Genomic DNA, 17,817 nt, shown 5'->3' with positions numbered 1-17,817 from the left:
TTAACAAGGAACAATGGATGTAATTTTTTTACGAGGCAGGATGACAATGAACGAGAAATACGCCGCTCTCAAGAGTAACGTAAGCATGCTGGGACGCTTGCTAGGTAACACAATCCAAGATGCACATGGTGACGTTATCTTAGAGAAAGTGGAGACTATCCGTAAACTTTCCAAATCCGCCCGCGCAGGCAACAAAGCTGACCGTGACAGCCTAGTTGAAGAAATCAAAAACCTGCCGAACGAACAACTCACTCCTGTTGCTCGTGCATTTAACCAATTTCTCAACCTCACCAACATGGCAGAGCAGTACCACACAATATCTCGCCACTGTGAGGAGCATGTTTGCGAACCAGACGTGCTGCAATCTCTATTTTCCAAATTAAACCAGAATGACATCAGCAAGCTAGACGCGGCTCAAGCCGTTCGCGACCTGAACATTGAACTCGTTCTGACTGCACACCCAACAGAAATCACTCGTCGCACCATGATCAACAAGCTAGTTAAGATCAACGAGTGTCTCTCTAAATTAGAATTAAGCGACCTATCACACAAAGAACGTGTCAAAACAGAACGTCGCCTAGAGCAACTTATCGCTCAAGGTTGGCACTCAGATGTGATTCGTCAGCAACGCCCTACGCCACTTGATGAAGCGAAATGGGGCTTTGCGGTTGTTGAAAACTCACTTTGGGAAGCTGTACCAGATTTCCTACGTGAAATGGATGGCCGACTAAAAGGCTACCTTGGTGAAGGCCTGCCAATTGATGCGCGCCCAGTACACTTCTCATCTTGGATGGGCGGCGACCGCGATGGTAACCCATTCGTAACACACACCATCACCAAAGAAGTATTGCGCCTATCTCGCTGGAAAGCAGCTGATCTTTACCTAGGTGACGTAAACGAGCTGATTACCGAACTGTCGATGACTAAGTGTAATGATGCCGTTCGTGAGCTAGCGGGTGACGAGCACGAAGCTTACCGAGCAATTCTAAAGAGCCTACGTACTCTGCTGAACAACACGTTAGAAGTGCTTGATGCAAAACTGCATGATGCTGAAGTACCGAAGAAAGAAACACTACAGAACATCGACCAACTTTGGACACCGCTGTACGCGTGTTACCAATCGCTGCACGAATGTGGCATGGGCGTAATCGCAGACGGTTCTCTACTTGATACCTTGCGCCGCCTAAAAGCATTCGGTGTACACCTAGTGCGTCTCGATGTTCGTCAAGAAAGTACACGTCACTCAGATGTGCTGTCTGAACTGACTCGCTACCTAGGCATTGGCGACTACGACCAGTGGAGCGAGCAAGACAAGATTGCTTTCTTAACCAATGAATTAAGCTCAAAACGCCCACTACTTCCTCGTGATTGGGAGCCATCTGAACAGGTTAAAGAGGTTTTAGACACCTGTAAGGTCATTGCTGCTCAACCGCGTGAAGCCTTCGGTGCTTACGTAATTTCTATGGCTCGTACTGCATCGGATGTACTGGCTGTTCACTTGTTGCTGCAAGAGTGTGGTTGCCCGTACCGCATGGACGTATGTCCACTGTTCGAAACGCTAGACGACCTGAACAACTCAGAAGCGGTAATGAAGCAGCTAATGAGCATCGACTTGTACCGTGGCTTTATCCAAAACCATCAAATGGTGATGATCGGATACTCTGACTCAGCAAAAGATGCTGGCGTAATGTCTGCAGGTTGGGCTCAGTACGATGCGATGGACAAGCTGGTTAAGGTTTGCGACGAAGAAGGCATTGAACTGACTCTATTCCACGGTCGTGGCGGTACAGTTGGTCGTGGTGGTGCTCCGGCGCACGCTGCTCTTCTCTCTCAGCCACCTAAGAGCTTGAAAGGCGGTTTACGTGTAACTGAGCAAGGTGAAATGATCCGCTTTAAGCTTGGCTTGCCAGATGTTGCGGTAAACAGCTTCAACCTATACGCAAGTGCGATTCTAGAAGCGAACCTTCTACCGCCACCAGAACCAAAACAAGAGTGGCGCGACCTAATGGAAGTGCTGTCTCAAGTCTCTTGCGAGGCTTACCGTAACGTGGTTCGTGGTGAAGAGAAGTTTGTACCTTACTTCCGTCAAGCGACGCCTGAACTGGAGCTAGGTAAACTGCCTCTTGGTTCTCGCCCTGCGAAACGTAACCCGAATGGCGGCGTAGAAAGCCTACGTGCAATTCCATGGATCTTCTCTTGGAGCCAAAACCGTTTGGTACTTCCTGCATGGTTAGGTGCTGGTGAAGCGATTCAATACTCAGTTGACCAAGGCCATCAAGCGCTACTTGAAGAGATGTGTCGTGAGTGGCCATTCTTCTCAACTCGTCTGGGTATGTTGGAAATGGTGTACTCGAAGTGCAACATGGAAATTGCGAAGTACTACGATCAACGTCTTGTTGACGAAGAGCTATTACCTCTGGGTGAGTTACTGCGTGAACAGCTACAAAAAGACATCAAAGCGGTACTGAATGTAGAAAATAACGAGAACTTGATGCAAAGCGACCCTTGGGGGCTTGAGTCAATTCGCCTACGTAACATCTACGTTGAGCCACTAAACATGCTTCAAGCAGAACTGCTTTACCGTACTCGTAAGTGTGAAACACCACCAGCAGAGCTAGAAGAAGCGCTAATGGTGACGATTGCAGGCATTGCAGCAGGTATGCGAAACACTGGTTAATTAGTGATTCCTACTATAAAAAGAACAAAAGGTCGCCACGCGCGGCCTTTTTATTTTGTAAAATAACCGCTAGTGAGTATTTTGTCAGTTTTTTGGGTTATTTTGTCCATGTATTCTACTTTATGCTTATTATTTAGATATACTACTGCTCCGCTGCGGAAACACTCCAAAAAAATAATCTGCAGCAATTTGACCAATAAACTGGTCAACCTAGGTGATAAACGGCTTTGTAAGGTGACATAACCAACCGATGAGTTGGTGCTACTTAGACATAACCAATATAACGTGCCATTAGAAGCACACTTGTTGTTTAAGTATTTGTTTACTGTTTACCATTTGGATTTCAGACATGTCATTACCACACGTAATTCTAACCGTTTTAAGTACACGCGATGCTACTGGTTACGATATCACAAAAGAATTCTCCGCAAGCATTGGTTACTTCTGGAAAGCTAGCCATCAACAAGTTTACCGCGAGCTAAATAAAATGGCTCAGAACGACCAGGTAACTTGCGTGCTTGAGCCTCAAGAAGGCAAACCTGATCGTAAAGTTTACTCTATCACTGATGCTGGCCGTGGCGCGCTAGGTGAATGGTTTGAACAACCAACTGCACACCCAACCGTTCGTGACGAGTTCTCAGCTAAGCTAATGGCTTGTGCTGTACAACCTTCTGACGCTTACCGTGTACAACTTGCTGAGCTAGTAGAAGAGTCTCGCAAACTGGTTTCTCACTACAAAGAAATCGAAGCAGCTTACTACGCAACGCCATCGACACTAGACAAGCAAGCACGCCTTGAGCGTCTAACACTTCGTCGTAACCTACTTATCCGTGAAGCATGGATTGTATGGGCTGAAGAAGTACTGCTTGAACTTGGCGCTCTAGCTTAAGTTAAGCTAGAAGCTAGAAGCTAGAAGCTAGAAGCTAGAAAAGCAAAAGGCTTGAACTCTATGAGTCCAAGCCTTTTTTGTATCTATAGGATTTGAAATGTTACTGCCAGAGGCTTTTTACAAGTGCTCAGGCTTTACTTCTTAGACTTTGCTTAAAGCGCAGCGACTTGCGGACGAACGCCTAGCGTATGGCAAAGTGCGTAAGTCATTTCTGCACGATTTAGCGTGTAGAAGTGGAAATCTTTCACACCTTCACGGCTCAGCGTACGAACCATATCGATCGCTTGGCTAGCACCTACTAACTGACGAGTGGTTGGATCATCATCCAAACCTTCGAACTGCTTCGCCATCCAGCCAGGTACTTTTACGTTGTTCATCGCTGCAAAGCGCGACGCTTGCTTGAAATTAGAAACCGGTAAGATGCCCGGAACAATCTCAACATCCACACCTGCCGCTACACAACGGTCACGAAAACGTAGGTAGCTTTCTACATCGAAGAAGAACTGAGTGATTGCACGGTTAGCACCCGCATCCACTTTACGTTTTAGGTTAATAAGGTCAGATTGAGCGCTTTTTGCTTCAGGGTGAACCTCAGGGAATGCCGCTACTGAGATATCAAAATCGTGGCGAGATTTAAGTAGCTCAACCAAATCAGATGCGTACATCTCTGGCGCGCCGCCGCCTGCTGGAATGTCACCACGCAGCGCAACAATACTCTCGATACCATTTGCCCAGTAATCGTCGGCAATTTGAATCAGCTCTTCGCGACTCGCATCAATACACGTTAAGTGCGGTGCAGCCACTAGGCCAGTTTGGTTCTTAATTTCTTTAATGATTGAGTGGGTACGGTCACGTTCGCCCGAGTTTGCACCGTAAGTTACCGATACAAATTTTGGTTGAAGTGTTTTAAGACGGTGAACAGAGTTCCACAGGGTCTCTTCCATCTTCTCACTGCTCGGTGGAAAAAACTCAAATGACACATTGATGTTGTCAGAAAGCTCAGCGATATTCTGATTTAAAGCGTCGATATGACTAGCGTGTGTGTATCCCATCTTACTCTCCCTGTGGCAAAAGCAACCACTAAAAACTCAAATCCTTAAACGACGTTTAGACGTCTATATGTCTGTAGAATGTATTGAATACGATTTAATGTCAACAGATCCATTATGAATTTTTCTCAAGTAGATCGTGAGTAAAACTCAAGTCGTTAGATGGGTCGCAAAGCAGAAATAATGTAGAAAAAAGGCTGAAAAACACATCGTGCTTTCAGCCTTATTTATCTTAGTGAATAGTATGCTATTTACGCGCTAAAACAATTGATCTGAGTATTAAACCAATCGATCTGAAAATCAAAACAGGCTAGACATTCTGTTTAAGTCAGATTGAATTGCGCCAGCAGTGACTTCACGTCCTGCACCTGGACCACGAATCACCAATGGATTATCTTTGTACCATTTGCTCTCAATCGCAAAGATGTTGTCGCAAGGCAACAGGTTCGCCAGAGCATGTTCTTTAGACAGTGCTTCAACGCCTACGGTTGCCTTACCGTTCTTCTCCAAACGCGCTACGTAACGCAGAACTTTCTGTTGAGAGTGCGCTTTCTCTAAGCGCTCAGCCAACTCTTCACTTAGCACAGAAGCTTTGTCGAAGAAGTCATCCACAGATAGCTCTTGCAGCTCTGCAGGTACGAGCGATTCCACTTTTACGTTTTCAGGTTCGATATCCAAACCCGATTCACGCGCCAGAATCACCAACTTACGCATGACGTCTGAGCCATCTAGGTCAGCACGCGGGTCTGGTTCCGTAAGGCCTTGTTGCCACGCTAAGTCGACCAACTCACTGAATGGTACCGTGCCATCAAACTGCTGGAACAACCAAGACAGCGTGCCTGAGAAGATGCCTGACAACGCAATAATGTCATCGCCGCTTTCACGCAGGTCTCGTACTGTGTGGTTAATCGGTAAGCCTGCACCCACTGTCGCGTTGTACAACCAATGACGGCTGATCTTAGCGAAAGCATCTTGTACTTGATGGTAATACTCGCTCGATGCAGAACCAGCCACCTTGTTAGCCGAAATCAGATGAATACCTTGTTGTGCAATTTGCAGGTACTTTGCTGCAAGCACAGGGCTTGCGGTGACATCGAGTACCACAGCTTCATCGTAACCCTGAATAGAACCCAAACGCTCTAACCAGTCGTTCCCATTGTTGGCAATCGCTTCATCGTCAAAGCGCTTGCTCACTGAGGTCGCATCAATGCCTTGATCGTCGAACCAATAGGTTTGACTATCAACCACGGCAACCAATTCAAAGTTCATTCCACGGCGCTTTTCAAGTTCCGCTTTTTGTTCAGCAAACAGACTTAACCAACTTGAACCAATGTTGCCCTTACCACATAAGGCAATCGCAACACGCTTCTGCGCTTGGAACAGTTGAGAGTGAATGCCTTTCACTAGGCTTGATGTTTCACTCTTACGAATCACAGCCACCAAGCTTAAGCCAGAGTTCGCTTCTGAGATGAACTCAACCGGTGAGCTCTTAAGCTGCTGGTAGAAGCCGTAGCAATGGTTCGGGTTCTTAGTCACACCCGCACCCACTGCAGCAATCAGAGAGAAACCTTCTTTTAGCTTAATCTCAGCTTCAATAGCATGGTCTTGGAGATATTCTAATGCACCACCAGCGATCTCTTCCGTGTAGGCAAGACGCAAACAGTGTTGATCCGGTTCAAGCTCATAAGCCAGCGGCTCAAGTTGAGCACGCTTAAGCCCTTCAAGCACTTCACTCTCTAGACGGTCGAAATCATGGCCGTGACCAAAGGTCAGTTGCACGATAAGCACTTCATCCAGAGAGGTAATTATTTTTGCGCCACGACCCGATGCCAGTACACGCTCTATCTGTGTAGAGCCCGCCTCCGGCTGATAGCTGCAACGTAAGCTGAGATCCATAGCACTTTGAGCCACAGGCTGTAGCGTTCGGCTATGAAGCACTGGAGCAGCAAGACGAGCCAATTCACTGGCTTCATCAAGGCGAAGTAGAGGCAGTAAACACGCATCTGAAACCAGACGAGGGTCAGCGCTGTAAACGCCCGCCACATCACTCCAAATCGTCACGCGTTCAACTTCAGCCAAAGCACCAATCACGGTTGCTGAGTAATCCGAACCGTTACGACCAAGCAGTACCGTTTCACCCTCGCAGTTCTGAGCCATAAAGCCCGTAATCACCACGCGGCAATGGGCATGCTGCGCCAGAGCTTCTTTAATCAGAGGGTAAGAACGTGCGCGGTCGACTTCAGGCTGAGCGCCTACTTCTGCACGTAAAAAAGCACGCGCATCTTGAGCAACCGCTTGTAAGTCATGCTGGCACAACAAAGCAGCGAGTAGACGTGAAGACCAAACCTCACCGTGTCCAAGCACTTTTGCTTTTTGTGCTTCGCTCAAGGGAGCCGTTAGCTCACCCAAAGCGGTAAATTCTTGTTGAATGGTTGCAGTAAGTTGTGCGGCTGATTCACCCTCAAGCAGTGCTTCAATCAGATCGAGTTGGAACTGACGAAGTGCTTGTAGGCATTCATGGGCAATACGACCATCTTTGTCGAGCGCTTCAACGAACTCAATTAAGCGGTTGGTTGTTTTGCCTGCTGCCGATACCACCACCAAATCAGATGCTGATGAGTATTCTCTAAGAATGTTGACCACACGTTGGTAACATTCAGGATTTGCTAAACTGCTGCCACCAAATTTATGTAGCTGGCGAAAGGTTGCCATTATTAACCCTCCCCTTCAGCGATAAAGCGCTGTGTTCTTTCAAACGCTTGCTTGAGGTCATCGATTAGGTCTTCTGCATCTTCAAGGCCAACAGATAGACGCAGTAGTTGCTGAGAAACACCGGCTTCTGCTAATGCTTCTTCGCCCATCGCGCGGTGAGTCATAGACGCAGGGTGACAAATCAGGCTTTCAACACCGCCCAATGATTCTGCCAAAGAAAACAGCTCTAACTTATCAACAAAGTATTTAAGCGCCACGAATGAGCCCGCAAACTCAAAGCTGAGCATTGAGCCAAAGCCCGATTGCTGTTTCTTCGCGATATCATGACCCGGATGTTCAGGAAGGCTTGGGTGGTAAATAGTGCCGACGAGATCTTGTTGCTGTAGAGACGCTAGAATCTCACGCGAACTTTCTTCGTGAACTCGCATACGCGCACCTAGCGTACGAATACCACGTAAAGTCATGTAGCTATCAAATGGTGTGCCGGTCGCACCAATACAGTTGCCCCACCATGCTAGCTCTTCAGCGTGCTCTTCTGTCTTAGTGACCACAACGCCACCAATCACATCTGAGTGTCCATTGATGTACTTGGTTGTAGAGTGGATAACAAAATCCGCACCCAGCTCTAAAGGCTTTTGGAACACAGGTGTCAAAAACGTGTTGTCGACAGCAACCAGAGCACCAACCTCTTTCGCTTTGCGGCAAGTTTCTGCAATATCAACCACACGAACCAGTGGATTCGATGGGGTTTCGATTAAGATCAACTTTGGCTTAAGCGCGATCGCCGCATCCAGTGCCGCTTGATCCGATTGATCAACGAACAGAACTTTGAAGTCACCTTTTAGCGAGCGAGTGTTAAACAGACGGTAAGTACCGCCGTAGCAATCGTGCGGTGCAATAATAAGATCATCGCCGCCTAAGAAAGCCGAAACCCATAAGTTAAGCGCCGAAGTACCACAGTTAGTCACAACCGCGCCTTTACCTGATTCAAGCTCAAACAGTGCCGTCTCTAATAAACCGCGATTTGGGTTACCAGAACGGGTGTAATCGTACTTTGGCACTTCACCAAAAGCGGGAAACCCATAGTTAGTCGAAAGATAAATGGGTGGGACAACGGCATGGTGTTGCGTGTCTGACTCGATACCAGTACGTACTGCGATTGTTGCTGGCTTCCGGCTGCTCATAGGTGCTTCCTTACAAGTTTTGCGTCTGAGAATCACAGCTGCTTGTCGGCATTTTGCGGCTGTGTTAGATATATGTTATTCACTTTACTTTCATAAACGTGAGACGTCAACACTTCTAGACGTCTATATGTCTTTGCTTATGGCAGTAAATCCCGCTAAAATCACCACTATTAATTTATTCTAACAACTAAAGTGATGAAGGTACGCAATGGCCGACTGGAATGGTGAATACATAAGCCCATATGCTGAGCATGGAAAGAAAAGCGAACAAGTAAAGAAAATTACAGTTTCTATCCCTCTAAAAGTGTTAAAGGTTCTTACTGACGAGCGTACTCGCCGCCAGATTAATAACCTACGCCATGCAACAAACAGTGAGCTACTGTGCGAAGCCTTTCTACATGCGTACACAGGCCAACCACTACCAACGGATGAAGACCTTCGTAAAGATCGTCCTGACGATATCCCTGCTGAAGTGAAAAAACTGATGACAGAAATGGGTATCGAGTTCGAAGCGTTTGACGAAGAATAAAAACAACTCAGTCACTGCCTTCATTATTGATTCGCTATAGCTGACCCTATTTATCACATCACGCATTGCGTTTTTATGACTGCGCTGTGAATGATAGACATAAAAAAACCGACTCCAGATGAGTCGGTTTTTTATTATTCTTTTTCGCTCAATAGAGCAACAGCTATTAAGCCATATAGTTAGCAGGCATCTCGATACGAGCTACGCCAGATTCAACAGCCGCTTCCGCAACTGCTCGTGCTACGCGAGGAAGTAGACGTGGATCCATTGGCTTAGGAATGATGTAACCCTTACCGAACTCCAGTGCAGTCTCGCCCGCAGCTGCTAGTACTTCAGCTGGAACTTCTTCTTTCGCCAGTTCACGAATCGCTTTAACCGCCGCCAGCTTCATTTCGTCATTAATTTCGCTCGCACGCACGTCTAGAGCACCACGGAAAATGAATGGGAAACAAAGTACGTTGTTTACTTGGTTAGGGTAATCACTACGGCCTGTACCCATGATTAGGTCAGAACGAACTTCGTGTGCAAGCTCAGGCTTGATCTCTGGATCTGGATTTGAACATGCAAACACAACAGGCTTATCAGCCATCAGCGTTAGTGCTTCAGCAGGCAGTAGATTAGGGCCCGATACACCCAAGAACAGGTCAGCGCCTTCGATAACATCTTCAAGCGTGCGCTTGTCAGTGTTATTTGCGAACAGCTCTTTATATTCGTTTAGGTCATCACGACGAGTGTGGATCACACCTTTACGGTCAAGCATGTAGATTTTTTCACGCTGAGCGCCACACTTAATCAGCAGTTCCATACAAGCAACCGCTGCTGCGCCAGCACCTAAACAAACGATCTTACACTCTTCAAGTTTCTTACCTTGAAGCTCGATCGCGTTCAGCATACCCGCTGCCGTTACAATCGCAGTACCGTGTTGGTCATCGTGGAATACCGGAACATCACAACGTTCAATCAGGCGACGTTCAATCTCAAAACAGTCTGGTGCTTTGATGTCTTCCAGGTTAATACCGCCGAATGTATCTGCGATATTCGCAACCGTATCAACGAACTCATCGATTGTGCGGTGTTTTACTTCAATATCGATAGAATCTAAACCAGCAAAACGCTTAAACAGGAGCGCTTTACCTTCCATAACTGGTTTAGAGGCAATAGGGCCAAGGTTACCTAGGCCAAGAATCGCTGTACCGTTAGAGATAACTGCAACCATGTTGCCTTTACCTGTGTACTTATAAACGTTATCAACGTTCTGTGCGATCTCGCGAACAGGCTCAGCCACGCCTGGGCTGTATGCAAGTGCTAGGTCTTCTGCAGAGTTTGCAGGCTTCGTCAGTTCTACGGCAATTTTGCCTGGAATTGGGAACTCATGGTAATCAAGAGCTTGCTGACGGAATTGTTCTTGAGGTGATAATTCTTGAGAGGATTGAGCTTGGCTGCTGTCTTCAGACATAGGTGTAGGTTCCTAGGATATTATTATTTGGGGGATCTTGTTCATGTTAATGGATGTACTTCAAAGTTCCTAGGTGGTTGAAGCCTCTGTCTCATTAAAAAACGAGATTTCACTACTAATAAGACCAGTGAGCAGTTGAAATTACTATCGCTTGTTGAAGTTTCGTTCTGAATTTTGGGGAAGAGAGATACGCAAGGAATTGCCCTGAAATAGAATAGAGAGGTAACTTATCGTTAGGCGGGATTGAAGCTTGAATGAAAGTCAGTGCTTTCTCAAATTACAGGCAACAAAAAAGGACACCGAAGTGTCCTTTTTCATGTCTAAATAGCGAGAATTACTTCTTGCTAGAAAGAGCACCGAAACGCTTGTTGAAGCGATCAACACGGCCGCCAGTATCTACGATACGTTGCTTACCAGTGTAGAACGGGTGACATTTGTCACATACGTCTAGGTGGATTGATTCTTTTGCTAGCGTTGAGTTGAACTCAAATGTGTTGCCGCAAGAACAAGTTGCAGTAACTGCTTTGTATTCTGGGTGGATTCCAGCTTTCATGGGATAACCTCAAGTAGGCCGTGTCGCTATACGATTCTAAGCCGCACACCACACGTAGTTTAAAAAAAGAAATAAAGACACCGCATCGACACAAAAGAGTGATGAAGCCATACCTTTAAGGCGCAGTATAGTAATGAATCTATAAGGCAGGATCAACCGATTTGATACATTTTTCACCAATTCTCTCTTTATTTCCTTTATCGGCCTGAGATTTCGGGCTGTCGTTGTCGGTATACGCTAACTCGCCGCCTTCATCCAAACTGCTTCTCGAATTTAACCGCCTTATCCTTTAGACTGTTCGCTCTCGTCAACTCAGATAAAGCCGTCCCTTTATGCGTCCAATGATTGCCCGCGTGGCACTGCCTGTTCCACTCGACAAGCAGTTCGATTATAAGATTCCAAGCCACCTATTTCCGATTATTGGTGGACGAGTCTCTGTACCTTTTGGACGACAAACCTTAACCGGCATTGTCACGGCTCTGGTTAACGAATCTGAATTCGAGCTAGACAAACTCAAACCCATTAAAGCCTTGTTAGATAATCAGCCTGTTTGGCCGGAATCTGTCTATTCACTGTTAATGTGGTGCAGTCAGTTTTATCAGTACCCGCTTGGCGAAACCTTTGCTAACGCCCTTCCGAGCGCCCTAAGAAAAGGCAAAGCCGCCGACTTCGCGACGTTGGTTGAGTGGCAGTTAACGCCATCAGGCAAAGACCAGCTGATGCAAGGTTTTGGTCGCGCGGTAAAGCAAGCCAAAGTAATGCACATGCTTGAGCACGGCCCGGTTCCTCATCAAGAATTCATTGATGAAGAAGTTGGCAGCGCCGTACTCAAGACGCTAGAAGAGAAAGGCTGGATTGAATCGGTAGAGAAAAAGCCAAAGCGTCAGCCGTGGCCAGTTGATCTTGAAAACGACCAAGACAAGCCTAAACTCAATGGCGAACAAGCCATCGCGATTGCGACCGTAAATAGCCAAACCGACTTTGGTTGCTTCCTGTTAGAGGGCGTTACTGGCTCAGGTAAGACCGAGGTTTACCTGAATATGATTAAGCCGATTCTCGACCAAGGTAAACAAGCGTTAGTGCTCGTGCCCGAGATTGGTCTCACCCCTCAAACGATTAACCGCTTTAAGCGACGCTTTAATGTGCCTGTTGAGGTTATCCACTCGGGTTTAAACGATTCTGAGCGACTGAATGCTTGGTTATCGGCGCGCGATAAAATAGCAGGCATCGTGATTGGTACCCGTTCGGCTCTGTTCACGCCGTTTGCTGACCTAGGCATTATCATTGTCGACGAAGAGCACGATGCTTCTTATAAACAGCAAGATAGTCTGCGCTACCACGCTCGTGATGTGGCGATCATGCGTGCTCATAAAGCGCAGATTCCAGTAGTGTTAGGCTCGGCGACTCCGGCCTTTGAAACACTGCACAACGCTCAGATCGGCAAATACAGTTATCTCACCCTGACTTCACGTGCGGGTGTCGCACTGCCGACCACCAATAAGGTGTTGGATGTTAAAGGTGAATATCTAGAAAGTGGTTTGTCTGCGTCGTTAATTGCAGAGATGCAAAGACACCTCAAAGCTGGCAACCAGGTGATGCTGTTCCTCAATCGTCGAGGGTTTTCTCCGGCATTAATGTGTCACGATTGTGGTTGGACAGCCGAGTGTAAACGTTGCGATGCTTACTACACCTATCACCAATACAGCAATGAGATGCGCTGCCACCACTGTGGTTCTCAGCAGCATATCGTGCACAATTGCCAAGGCTGTGGATCTGCAAACTTAGTGACAGTGGGTGTCGGGACCGAGCAGTTAGAAGCTCAACTTGGTCAACTATTCCCAGAATACAAAACCATTCGTATTGACCGCGACAGCACCCGCCGTAAAGGCAGCTTAGAAAGCGCACTAGAGTCGATTCGTAAGGGTGAATTCCAAATTCTTATCGGCACTCAGATGCTTGCTAAGGGTCACCATTTCCCTGACGTGACACTTGTGGCGTTATTGGATGTGGATGGCTCTTTATATAGCAGTGACTTCCGAGCGTCTGAACGTCTTGCCCAGTTATTCATCCAAGTTGCGGGACGCGCAGGTCGTGCTAGCAAGCCCGGTGAGGTGATCTTACAGACTCACCATCCAGAACATGGGTTGCTGCAAGCCTTGCTGCATAAAGACTATAACCATTTTGCTCAGACGGCACTGGCAGAGCGTAAGCAGGCAATGTTACCACCCTATACCTTTATGACGCTGTTTAGAGCAGAAGCTAACGACACTCGCTTGGTGGAAGAGTTCTTGCGTCAGGTTCGTCACACATTGGAATCGCACCCGCTGTTTGACCAATATTGCATGGTGTTAGGGCCAACCCCGGCTCCGTTAGCAAAACGAGCGGGTAAATCGCGCTGGCAGTTAATCTTACAAACTCAGACGCGCTCGTTAATGCAGAAGCTATTAATGAGTGCCAAGCCGGCCATCAATATGTTACCTGCTGCGAAAAAAGTTCGCTGGTCACTCGATATTGAGCCGCAAGATTTGAGCTAAACCCACTTGGGTTAAAACTAATGATAAGTTTGTTCACAAATATTTCATATTTCTCGTGAGCAACTTCACACTAGTCATGTGATTTTTGTTAATCTAGCCGTAACTTTACACGGATTAAACGAATAAAATATTGCAATAAAAAAAGTGTTAGCAACACTTTCATAATATCTATTCGATTACATTTATTATTCACGCCTTAGATACTTAGGCGACAAAGGAACTTAAAAGAGGGTTTAATTTATGGCGACAATGAAGGATGTTGCCCAGCTAGCAGGCGTCTCAACAGCCACGGTATCACGTGCATTGATGAACCCTGAGAAAGTCTCAGTTTCAACTCGCAAACGAGTGGAAACAGCAGTACTTGAAGCTGGATACTCACCCAATACATTAGCTAGAAACTTACGTCGCAACGAATCAAAAACCATCATCACTATTGTTCCTGATATCTGTGACCCTTATTTCGCCGAGATCATTCGTGGTATCGAAGATGCCGCAGTAGAAAATGATTACCTTGTTCTACTGGGTGATAGCGGCCAGCAAAAGAAGCGCGAGTCTTCATTTGTTAACTTAGTGTTCACCAAACAAGCTGACGGCATGTTACTGCTGGGCACGGACCATCCGTTTGATGTCAGCAAACCTGAACAAAAGAATTTACCGCCAATGGTGATGGCGTGTGAGTTTGCCCCTGAGCTTGAACTGCCTACGGTACACATCGATAACCTGACCTCTGCCTTTGAAGCGGTTAACTACCTAGCTCAACTGGGTCATAAGCGTATTGCTCAAATCTCAGGCCCAGTATCGGCAACACTGTGTAAGTTCCGCCAACAAGGCTACCAACAAGCGCTGCGCCGCGCTGGAGTCTCTATGAATCCAGCTTACAGTACGGTCGGTGACTTCACCTTTGAAGCGGGCGCTCAAGCGGTTCGTCAATTACTGGCTCTGCCTGAACAGCCAACCGCTATTTTCTGTCACAACGATGCGATGGCGATTGGTGCGATTCAAGAAGCTAAGAAGCTGGGCTTACGCGTTCCTCAAGACCTATCGATTGTCGGCTTCGATGACATCCAATTCGCTCAATACTGCGATCCACCGCTAACCACTATTTCTCAGCCTCGTTATGAGATTGGACGCCAAGCGATGTTGATGATGCTTGATCTATTGAAGGGCAACGATGTGCAAGCAGGTTCGCGTCTGCTTGAAGCTAAATTAGTGGTTCGAGGCAGTACAGCGCCACCTCGAATGTAACCCTCAGAAATACCCTTACAAATCTGCGGCACATTTTGATGTGCCGCTTCCATTTCTGCACTATTATCCTCGCGCAATCTGGATTACCATGAGGGCAGAATCAGCAACTATTGAATTGTCTTGTGGCTAATAGAGATTATGTAAAGCGTGGTCGTGGCACGAAAAAACCAACCAAAAAACAAGTCCCTCGCCGTAAACCTTGGCGCAGTGGTCTTTTGGCGATCCTCCTTGCCGGTGGTTTTGGTTACGGACTTTACCTATTGAGTAATGATCCTGAGCCGCCAGCACCAACGCCTGTGGCAACCAAACCAAAACCTAAGCCAAAACCAGCGAAAGTGATTCCGCCGCCTCCTGAAGAGAAGTGGGATTACGTTGAAACGCTGCCAAGCCGCGAGATTGAAGTAAAAGCCAAAGAGCAACAGATCTCTAAGATCCCTTACATCATGCAGTGTGGCGCTTACAAAACCTCGTCGCAGGCAGAAGCACGTAAGTTGGATATTGCCTTCCAAGGTATCTCGAGTGAGATCCGCAAGAAAGATGGCAGTAGCTGGTACCGTGTGGTTCTAGGGCCATACAAGCTGAAGCGTGACGCAGAACGCGACCGCCATAAGCTGCAACGAGCGAAAATTGAACCTTGTGCTATTTGGAAAGACACCGAGTAGTTTTAGATTCCGCGGCAGTCTTTGTCTTAATAAAAGCCGAAAATCAAACAGCGAAAGCCTCCCATTGTGGAGGTTTTCTTTTATCCCCCTCCCCTTTAACCAAATTTCGTTACAACTTCCGCCGATAAGTTTGCACGACATCACTCACCCTTCCTTGAATTATCCGAGCACCATCCTCATATACTTTTTATACCCAAAGATAAGAAATATTAAGAGGCCCTACTCGTGACTACCATTGTATCTGTACGTCGTAATAATAAAGTCGTCATCGCGGGTGATGGACAAGTATCTCTAGGCAATACTGTAATGAAGGGCAATGCCCGTAAAGTACGTCGCCTATACAACAACAAAGTACTGGCAGGTTTTGCTGGCGGTACTGCTGATGCTTTCACGCTATTCGAAAAATTTGAAAGCAAGCTACAAATGCACCAAGGCCACCTGACCAAAGCTGCCGTTGAGCTAGCGAAGGATTGGCGTAGCGACCGTGCTCTACGTAAGTTAGAAGCACTGTTAGCAGTAGCGGATGAGACCGCTTCACTGATCATCACAGGTAACGGTGACGTAGTTCAACCTGAGAACGACCTGATTGCGATCGGTTCGGGCGGTAACTTCGCTCAAGCAGCCGCTACTGCACTATTAGAAAATACTGATTTAGATGCGCGTGAAATCGCAGAGAAGTCGCTGAACATTGCGGGCGATATCTGTGTCTTCACCAACCATCACCACACTATTGAAGAACTAGAAAGCACCGTTGAGCTGCCAAAGCCAGAGTAACGACCGCTTCCATCAATAACGTTGTATTCAACAGTGATTAAAGAATTAAGGAAAAACCATGTCTGAAATGACTCCTCGCGAAATTGTTCACGAACTCAATCGCCACATTATCGGCCAAGACAACGCTAAGCGTTCAGTGGCTATCGCTCTGCGTAACCGCTGGCGTCGTATGCAGCTTGAAGAAAGCCTGCGGGTTGAAGTATCACCAAAGAACATTCTAATGATTGGCCCAACGGGTGTCGGTAAAACTGAAATTGCTCGCCGTCTAGCGAAACTAGCAAACGCGCCTTTCATCAAGGTAGAAGCGACTAAGTTCACCGAAGTTGGCTACGTTGGTAAAGAAGTAGAGACCATCATCCGTGATCTCACGGACGTTGCAATCAAGATGACACACCAACAAGCGATGGAAAAAGTACAATACCGCGCAGAAGAGCAAGCTGAAGAACGTATTCTTGATGCCCTTCTACCACCAGCACGTGATGCTTGGGGTCAGAACGAGCAATCAACTGAAGACACCACATCTTCAAACACTCGTCAGATTTTCCGCAAGAAACTGCGTGAAGGTAAGCTAGACGACAAAGAGATCGAAGTTGATGTAGCCGCGCCGCAAATGGGCGTTGAAATCATGTCACCTCCAGGCATGGAAGAGATGACAAACCAGCTGCAAGGCATGTTCCAAAACCTAGCAGGCGACACCAAGAAAAAGCGTAAGATGAAAATCAAAGACGCATTCAAAGCACTGACGGAAGAAGAAGCTTCAAAGCTTGTGAACCAAGAAGAGCTAAAAGAGAACGCGATCTTCAACGCTGAAAACAACGGCATCGTATTCATCGATGAGATCGACAAAATCTGTAAGCGTGGCGACAGCTCAGGCCCAGACGTATCTCGCGAAGGTGTTCAGCGTGACCTACTGCCTCTTATCGAAGGCAGCACAGTATCAACCAAGCACGGCATGGTTAAAACTGACCACATCTTGTTTATCACATCAGGCGCATTCCAAGTGGCTAAGCCATCTGATCTGATCCCTGAGCTACAAGGTCGTCTGCCAATCCGCGTAGAACTTGAAGCACTATCAGCACATGACTTCAAACGCATCCTAACTGAGCCAAAAGCATCGCTAACAGAGCAATACATTGCCCTAATGAAAACAGAAGATGTCAGCATTGAGTTCACTGAAGATGGCATCAACCAGATTGCGGACGCAGCATGGCGCGTAAACGAAACCACTGAGAACATCGGTGCGCGTCGTCTACACACAGTGATGGAGCGTCTAATGGATGAGATTTCATTCGAAGCAACAGACAAAGCTGGCAGCAAACTAGTGATCGATGAAGCTTACGTAACATCGAAACTTGGCGAATTCGTTGAAGACGAAGACCTAAGCCGTTTCATCCTGTAGCACACGAAACTCCAACTTATTGCTCTATCTCAAAGAAATAGCAGCTAATAAGCGAATTCAAGGCCCACTTTCGAGTGGGCTTTTTATTACCCGAAAAATGGGCGTATACTCAAATCACAGTATGAAACGAAGACTTACAAAGAATTAGACCTAC

At 46.9% G+C, this 17,817-nt stretch carries 13 protein-coding genes; 8 read left to right on the top strand and 5 right to left on the bottom strand.

The annotated features are described in order from the left end of the window. The first annotated feature begins 40 nt into the window (after positions 1 to 40). Positions 41 to 2,677, top strand: coding sequence for a phosphoenolpyruvate carboxylase (ppc, locus tag MSG38_RS19300; RefSeq protein ID WP_017063683.1), 2,637 nt, complete (start codon positions 41 to 43; stop codon positions 2,675 to 2,677). A gap of 349 nt (positions 2,678 to 3,026) precedes the next feature. Beyond that, the gene (locus tag MSG38_RS19295) at positions 3,027 to 3,566 is read left to right on the top strand and encodes a PadR family transcriptional regulator (RefSeq protein WP_010435321.1); all 540 of its coding nucleotides are present in this window, start codon (positions 3,027 to 3,029) and stop codon (positions 3,564 to 3,566) included. Between the two features lie 152 nt (positions 3,567 to 3,718). Here the strand turns inward: MSG38_RS19295 and metF are convergent, their stop codons facing one another. From metF to MSG38_RS19280, 3 genes are all read right to left on the bottom strand, one after another. After that, entirely contained in the window at positions 3,719 to 4,618 is a 900-nt protein-coding gene (gene metF, locus MSG38_RS19290) for a methylenetetrahydrofolate reductase (protein WP_004729683.1), read from the bottom strand. A gap of 297 nt (positions 4,619 to 4,915) precedes the next feature. After that, positions 4,916 to 7,327 (bottom strand): bifunctional aspartate kinase/homoserine dehydrogenase II, encoded by a 2,412-nt coding sequence (locus MSG38_RS19285; protein WP_048612372.1) that lies wholly within the window; start codon positions 7,325 to 7,327, stop codon positions 4,916 to 4,918. Between the two features lie 2 nt (positions 7,328 to 7,329). Further along, a complete protein-coding gene (locus MSG38_RS19280) occupies positions 7,330 to 8,511 on the bottom strand; it encodes an O-succinylhomoserine (thiol)-lyase (RefSeq protein ID WP_248402421.1) in 1,182 nt (393 codons plus the stop codon). 208 nt (positions 8,512 to 8,719) lie between these two features. Between MSG38_RS19280 and metJ the strand changes: the two genes are divergently transcribed. Further along, positions 8,720 to 9,040: a met regulon transcriptional regulator MetJ gene (metJ, locus tag MSG38_RS19275; RefSeq protein WP_004415993.1), complete on the top strand. Its 321-nt coding sequence runs from the start codon at positions 8,720 to 8,722 to the stop codon at positions 9,038 to 9,040. A 166-nt stretch (positions 9,041 to 9,206) separates the two neighbouring features. On the opposite strand, the gene MSG38_RS19270 is transcribed toward metJ, so the two are convergent. Next, complete coding sequence (locus tag MSG38_RS19270; protein ID WP_017061144.1) at positions 9,207 to 10,496, bottom strand: malic enzyme-like NAD(P)-binding protein; 1,290 nt, start codon at positions 10,494 to 10,496, stop codon at positions 9,207 to 9,209. Positions 10,497 to 10,830: 334 nt separating this feature from the next. Beyond that, a complete protein-coding gene (gene rpmE / locus MSG38_RS19265; RefSeq protein WP_004737142.1) occupies positions 10,831 to 11,049 on the bottom strand; it encodes a 50S ribosomal protein L31 in 219 nt (72 codons plus the stop codon). Positions 11,050 to 11,381: 332 nt separating this feature from the next. Here rpmE and priA point away from each other — a divergent pair, with 332 nt between their 5' ends. The 5 genes from priA (at position 11,382) to hslU (ending at position 17,663) form a co-directional block, all read left to right on the top strand. Further along, on the top strand, positions 11,382 to 13,583 hold the full coding sequence (priA, locus tag MSG38_RS19260) for a primosomal protein N' (protein ID WP_248402420.1): 2,202 nt from the start codon (positions 11,382 to 11,384) through the stop codon (positions 13,581 to 13,583). A gap of 240 nt (positions 13,584 to 13,823) precedes the next feature. Continuing rightward, positions 13,824 to 14,828 carry a DNA-binding transcriptional regulator CytR gene (gene cytR / locus MSG38_RS19255; RefSeq protein WP_017103629.1) on the top strand — a complete coding sequence of 335 codons (1,005 nt, stop codon included), beginning with the start codon at positions 13,824 to 13,826 and terminating at the stop codon, positions 14,826 to 14,828. 122 nt (positions 14,829 to 14,950) lie between these two features. Then, on the top strand, positions 14,951 to 15,490 hold the full coding sequence (locus MSG38_RS19250) for an SPOR domain-containing protein (RefSeq protein ID WP_248402419.1): 540 nt from the start codon (positions 14,951 to 14,953) through the stop codon (positions 15,488 to 15,490). A 225-nt stretch (positions 15,491 to 15,715) separates the two neighbouring features. Continuing rightward, the gene (gene hslV / locus MSG38_RS19245) at positions 15,716 to 16,264 is read left to right on the top strand and encodes an ATP-dependent protease subunit HslV (protein ID WP_004729692.1); all 549 of its coding nucleotides are present in this window, start codon (positions 15,716 to 15,718) and stop codon (positions 16,262 to 16,264) included. 58 nt (positions 16,265 to 16,322) lie between these two features. Further along, the gene (gene hslU, locus MSG38_RS19240) at positions 16,323 to 17,663 is read left to right on the top strand and encodes an HslU--HslV peptidase ATPase subunit (RefSeq protein WP_048605412.1); all 1,341 of its coding nucleotides are present in this window, start codon (positions 16,323 to 16,325) and stop codon (positions 17,661 to 17,663) included. Positions 17,664 to 17,817: the final 154 nt, after the last annotated feature.

Origin of the sequence: Vibrio sp. 1CM24A (assembly GCF_023161725.1) — a bacterium.
In the GTDB taxonomy this organism is placed as follows: Bacteria; Pseudomonadota; Gammaproteobacteria; order Enterobacterales; family Vibrionaceae; genus Vibrio; species Vibrio coralliirubri.
The sequence above is the reverse complement of the archived record's forward strand: the minus strand, read 5'-3'. Positions and strand labels throughout refer to the sequence as shown.

Excerpts from the sequence above, each read along its gene's own strand:
- priA (WP_248402420.1), top strand. The coding sequence starts at position 11,382 with ATGCGTCCAATGATTGCCCGCGTGGCACTGCCTGTTCCACTCGACAAG.
- ppc (WP_017063683.1), top strand. The coding sequence starts at position 41 with ATGACAATGAACGAGAAATACGCCGCTCTCAAGAGTAACGTAAGCATG.
- MSG38_RS19280 (WP_248402421.1), bottom strand. The coding sequence starts at position 8,511 with ATGAGCAGCCGGAAGCCAGCAACAATCGCAGTACGTACTGGTATCGAG.
- rpmE (WP_004737142.1), bottom strand. The coding sequence starts at position 11,049 with ATGAAAGCTGGAATCCACCCAGAATACAAAGCAGTTACTGCAACTTGT.
- MSG38_RS19270 (WP_017061144.1), bottom strand. The coding sequence starts at position 10,496 with ATGTCTGAAGACAGCAGCCAAGCTCAATCCTCTCAAGAATTATCACCT.
- metF (WP_004729683.1), bottom strand. The coding sequence starts at position 4,618 with ATGGGATACACACACGCTAGTCATATCGACGCTTTAAATCAGAATATC.
- hslU (WP_048605412.1), top strand. The coding sequence starts at position 16,323 with ATGTCTGAAATGACTCCTCGCGAAATTGTTCACGAACTCAATCGCCAC.
- cytR (WP_017103629.1), top strand. The coding sequence starts at position 13,824 with ATGGCGACAATGAAGGATGTTGCCCAGCTAGCAGGCGTCTCAACAGCC.
- metJ (WP_004415993.1), top strand. The coding sequence starts at position 8,720 with ATGGCCGACTGGAATGGTGAATACATAAGCCCATATGCTGAGCATGGA.
- MSG38_RS19295 (WP_010435321.1), top strand. The coding sequence starts at position 3,027 with ATGTCATTACCACACGTAATTCTAACCGTTTTAAGTACACGCGATGCT.
- MSG38_RS19285 (WP_048612372.1), bottom strand. The coding sequence starts at position 7,327 with ATGGCAACCTTTCGCCAGCTACATAAATTTGGTGGCAGCAGTTTAGCA.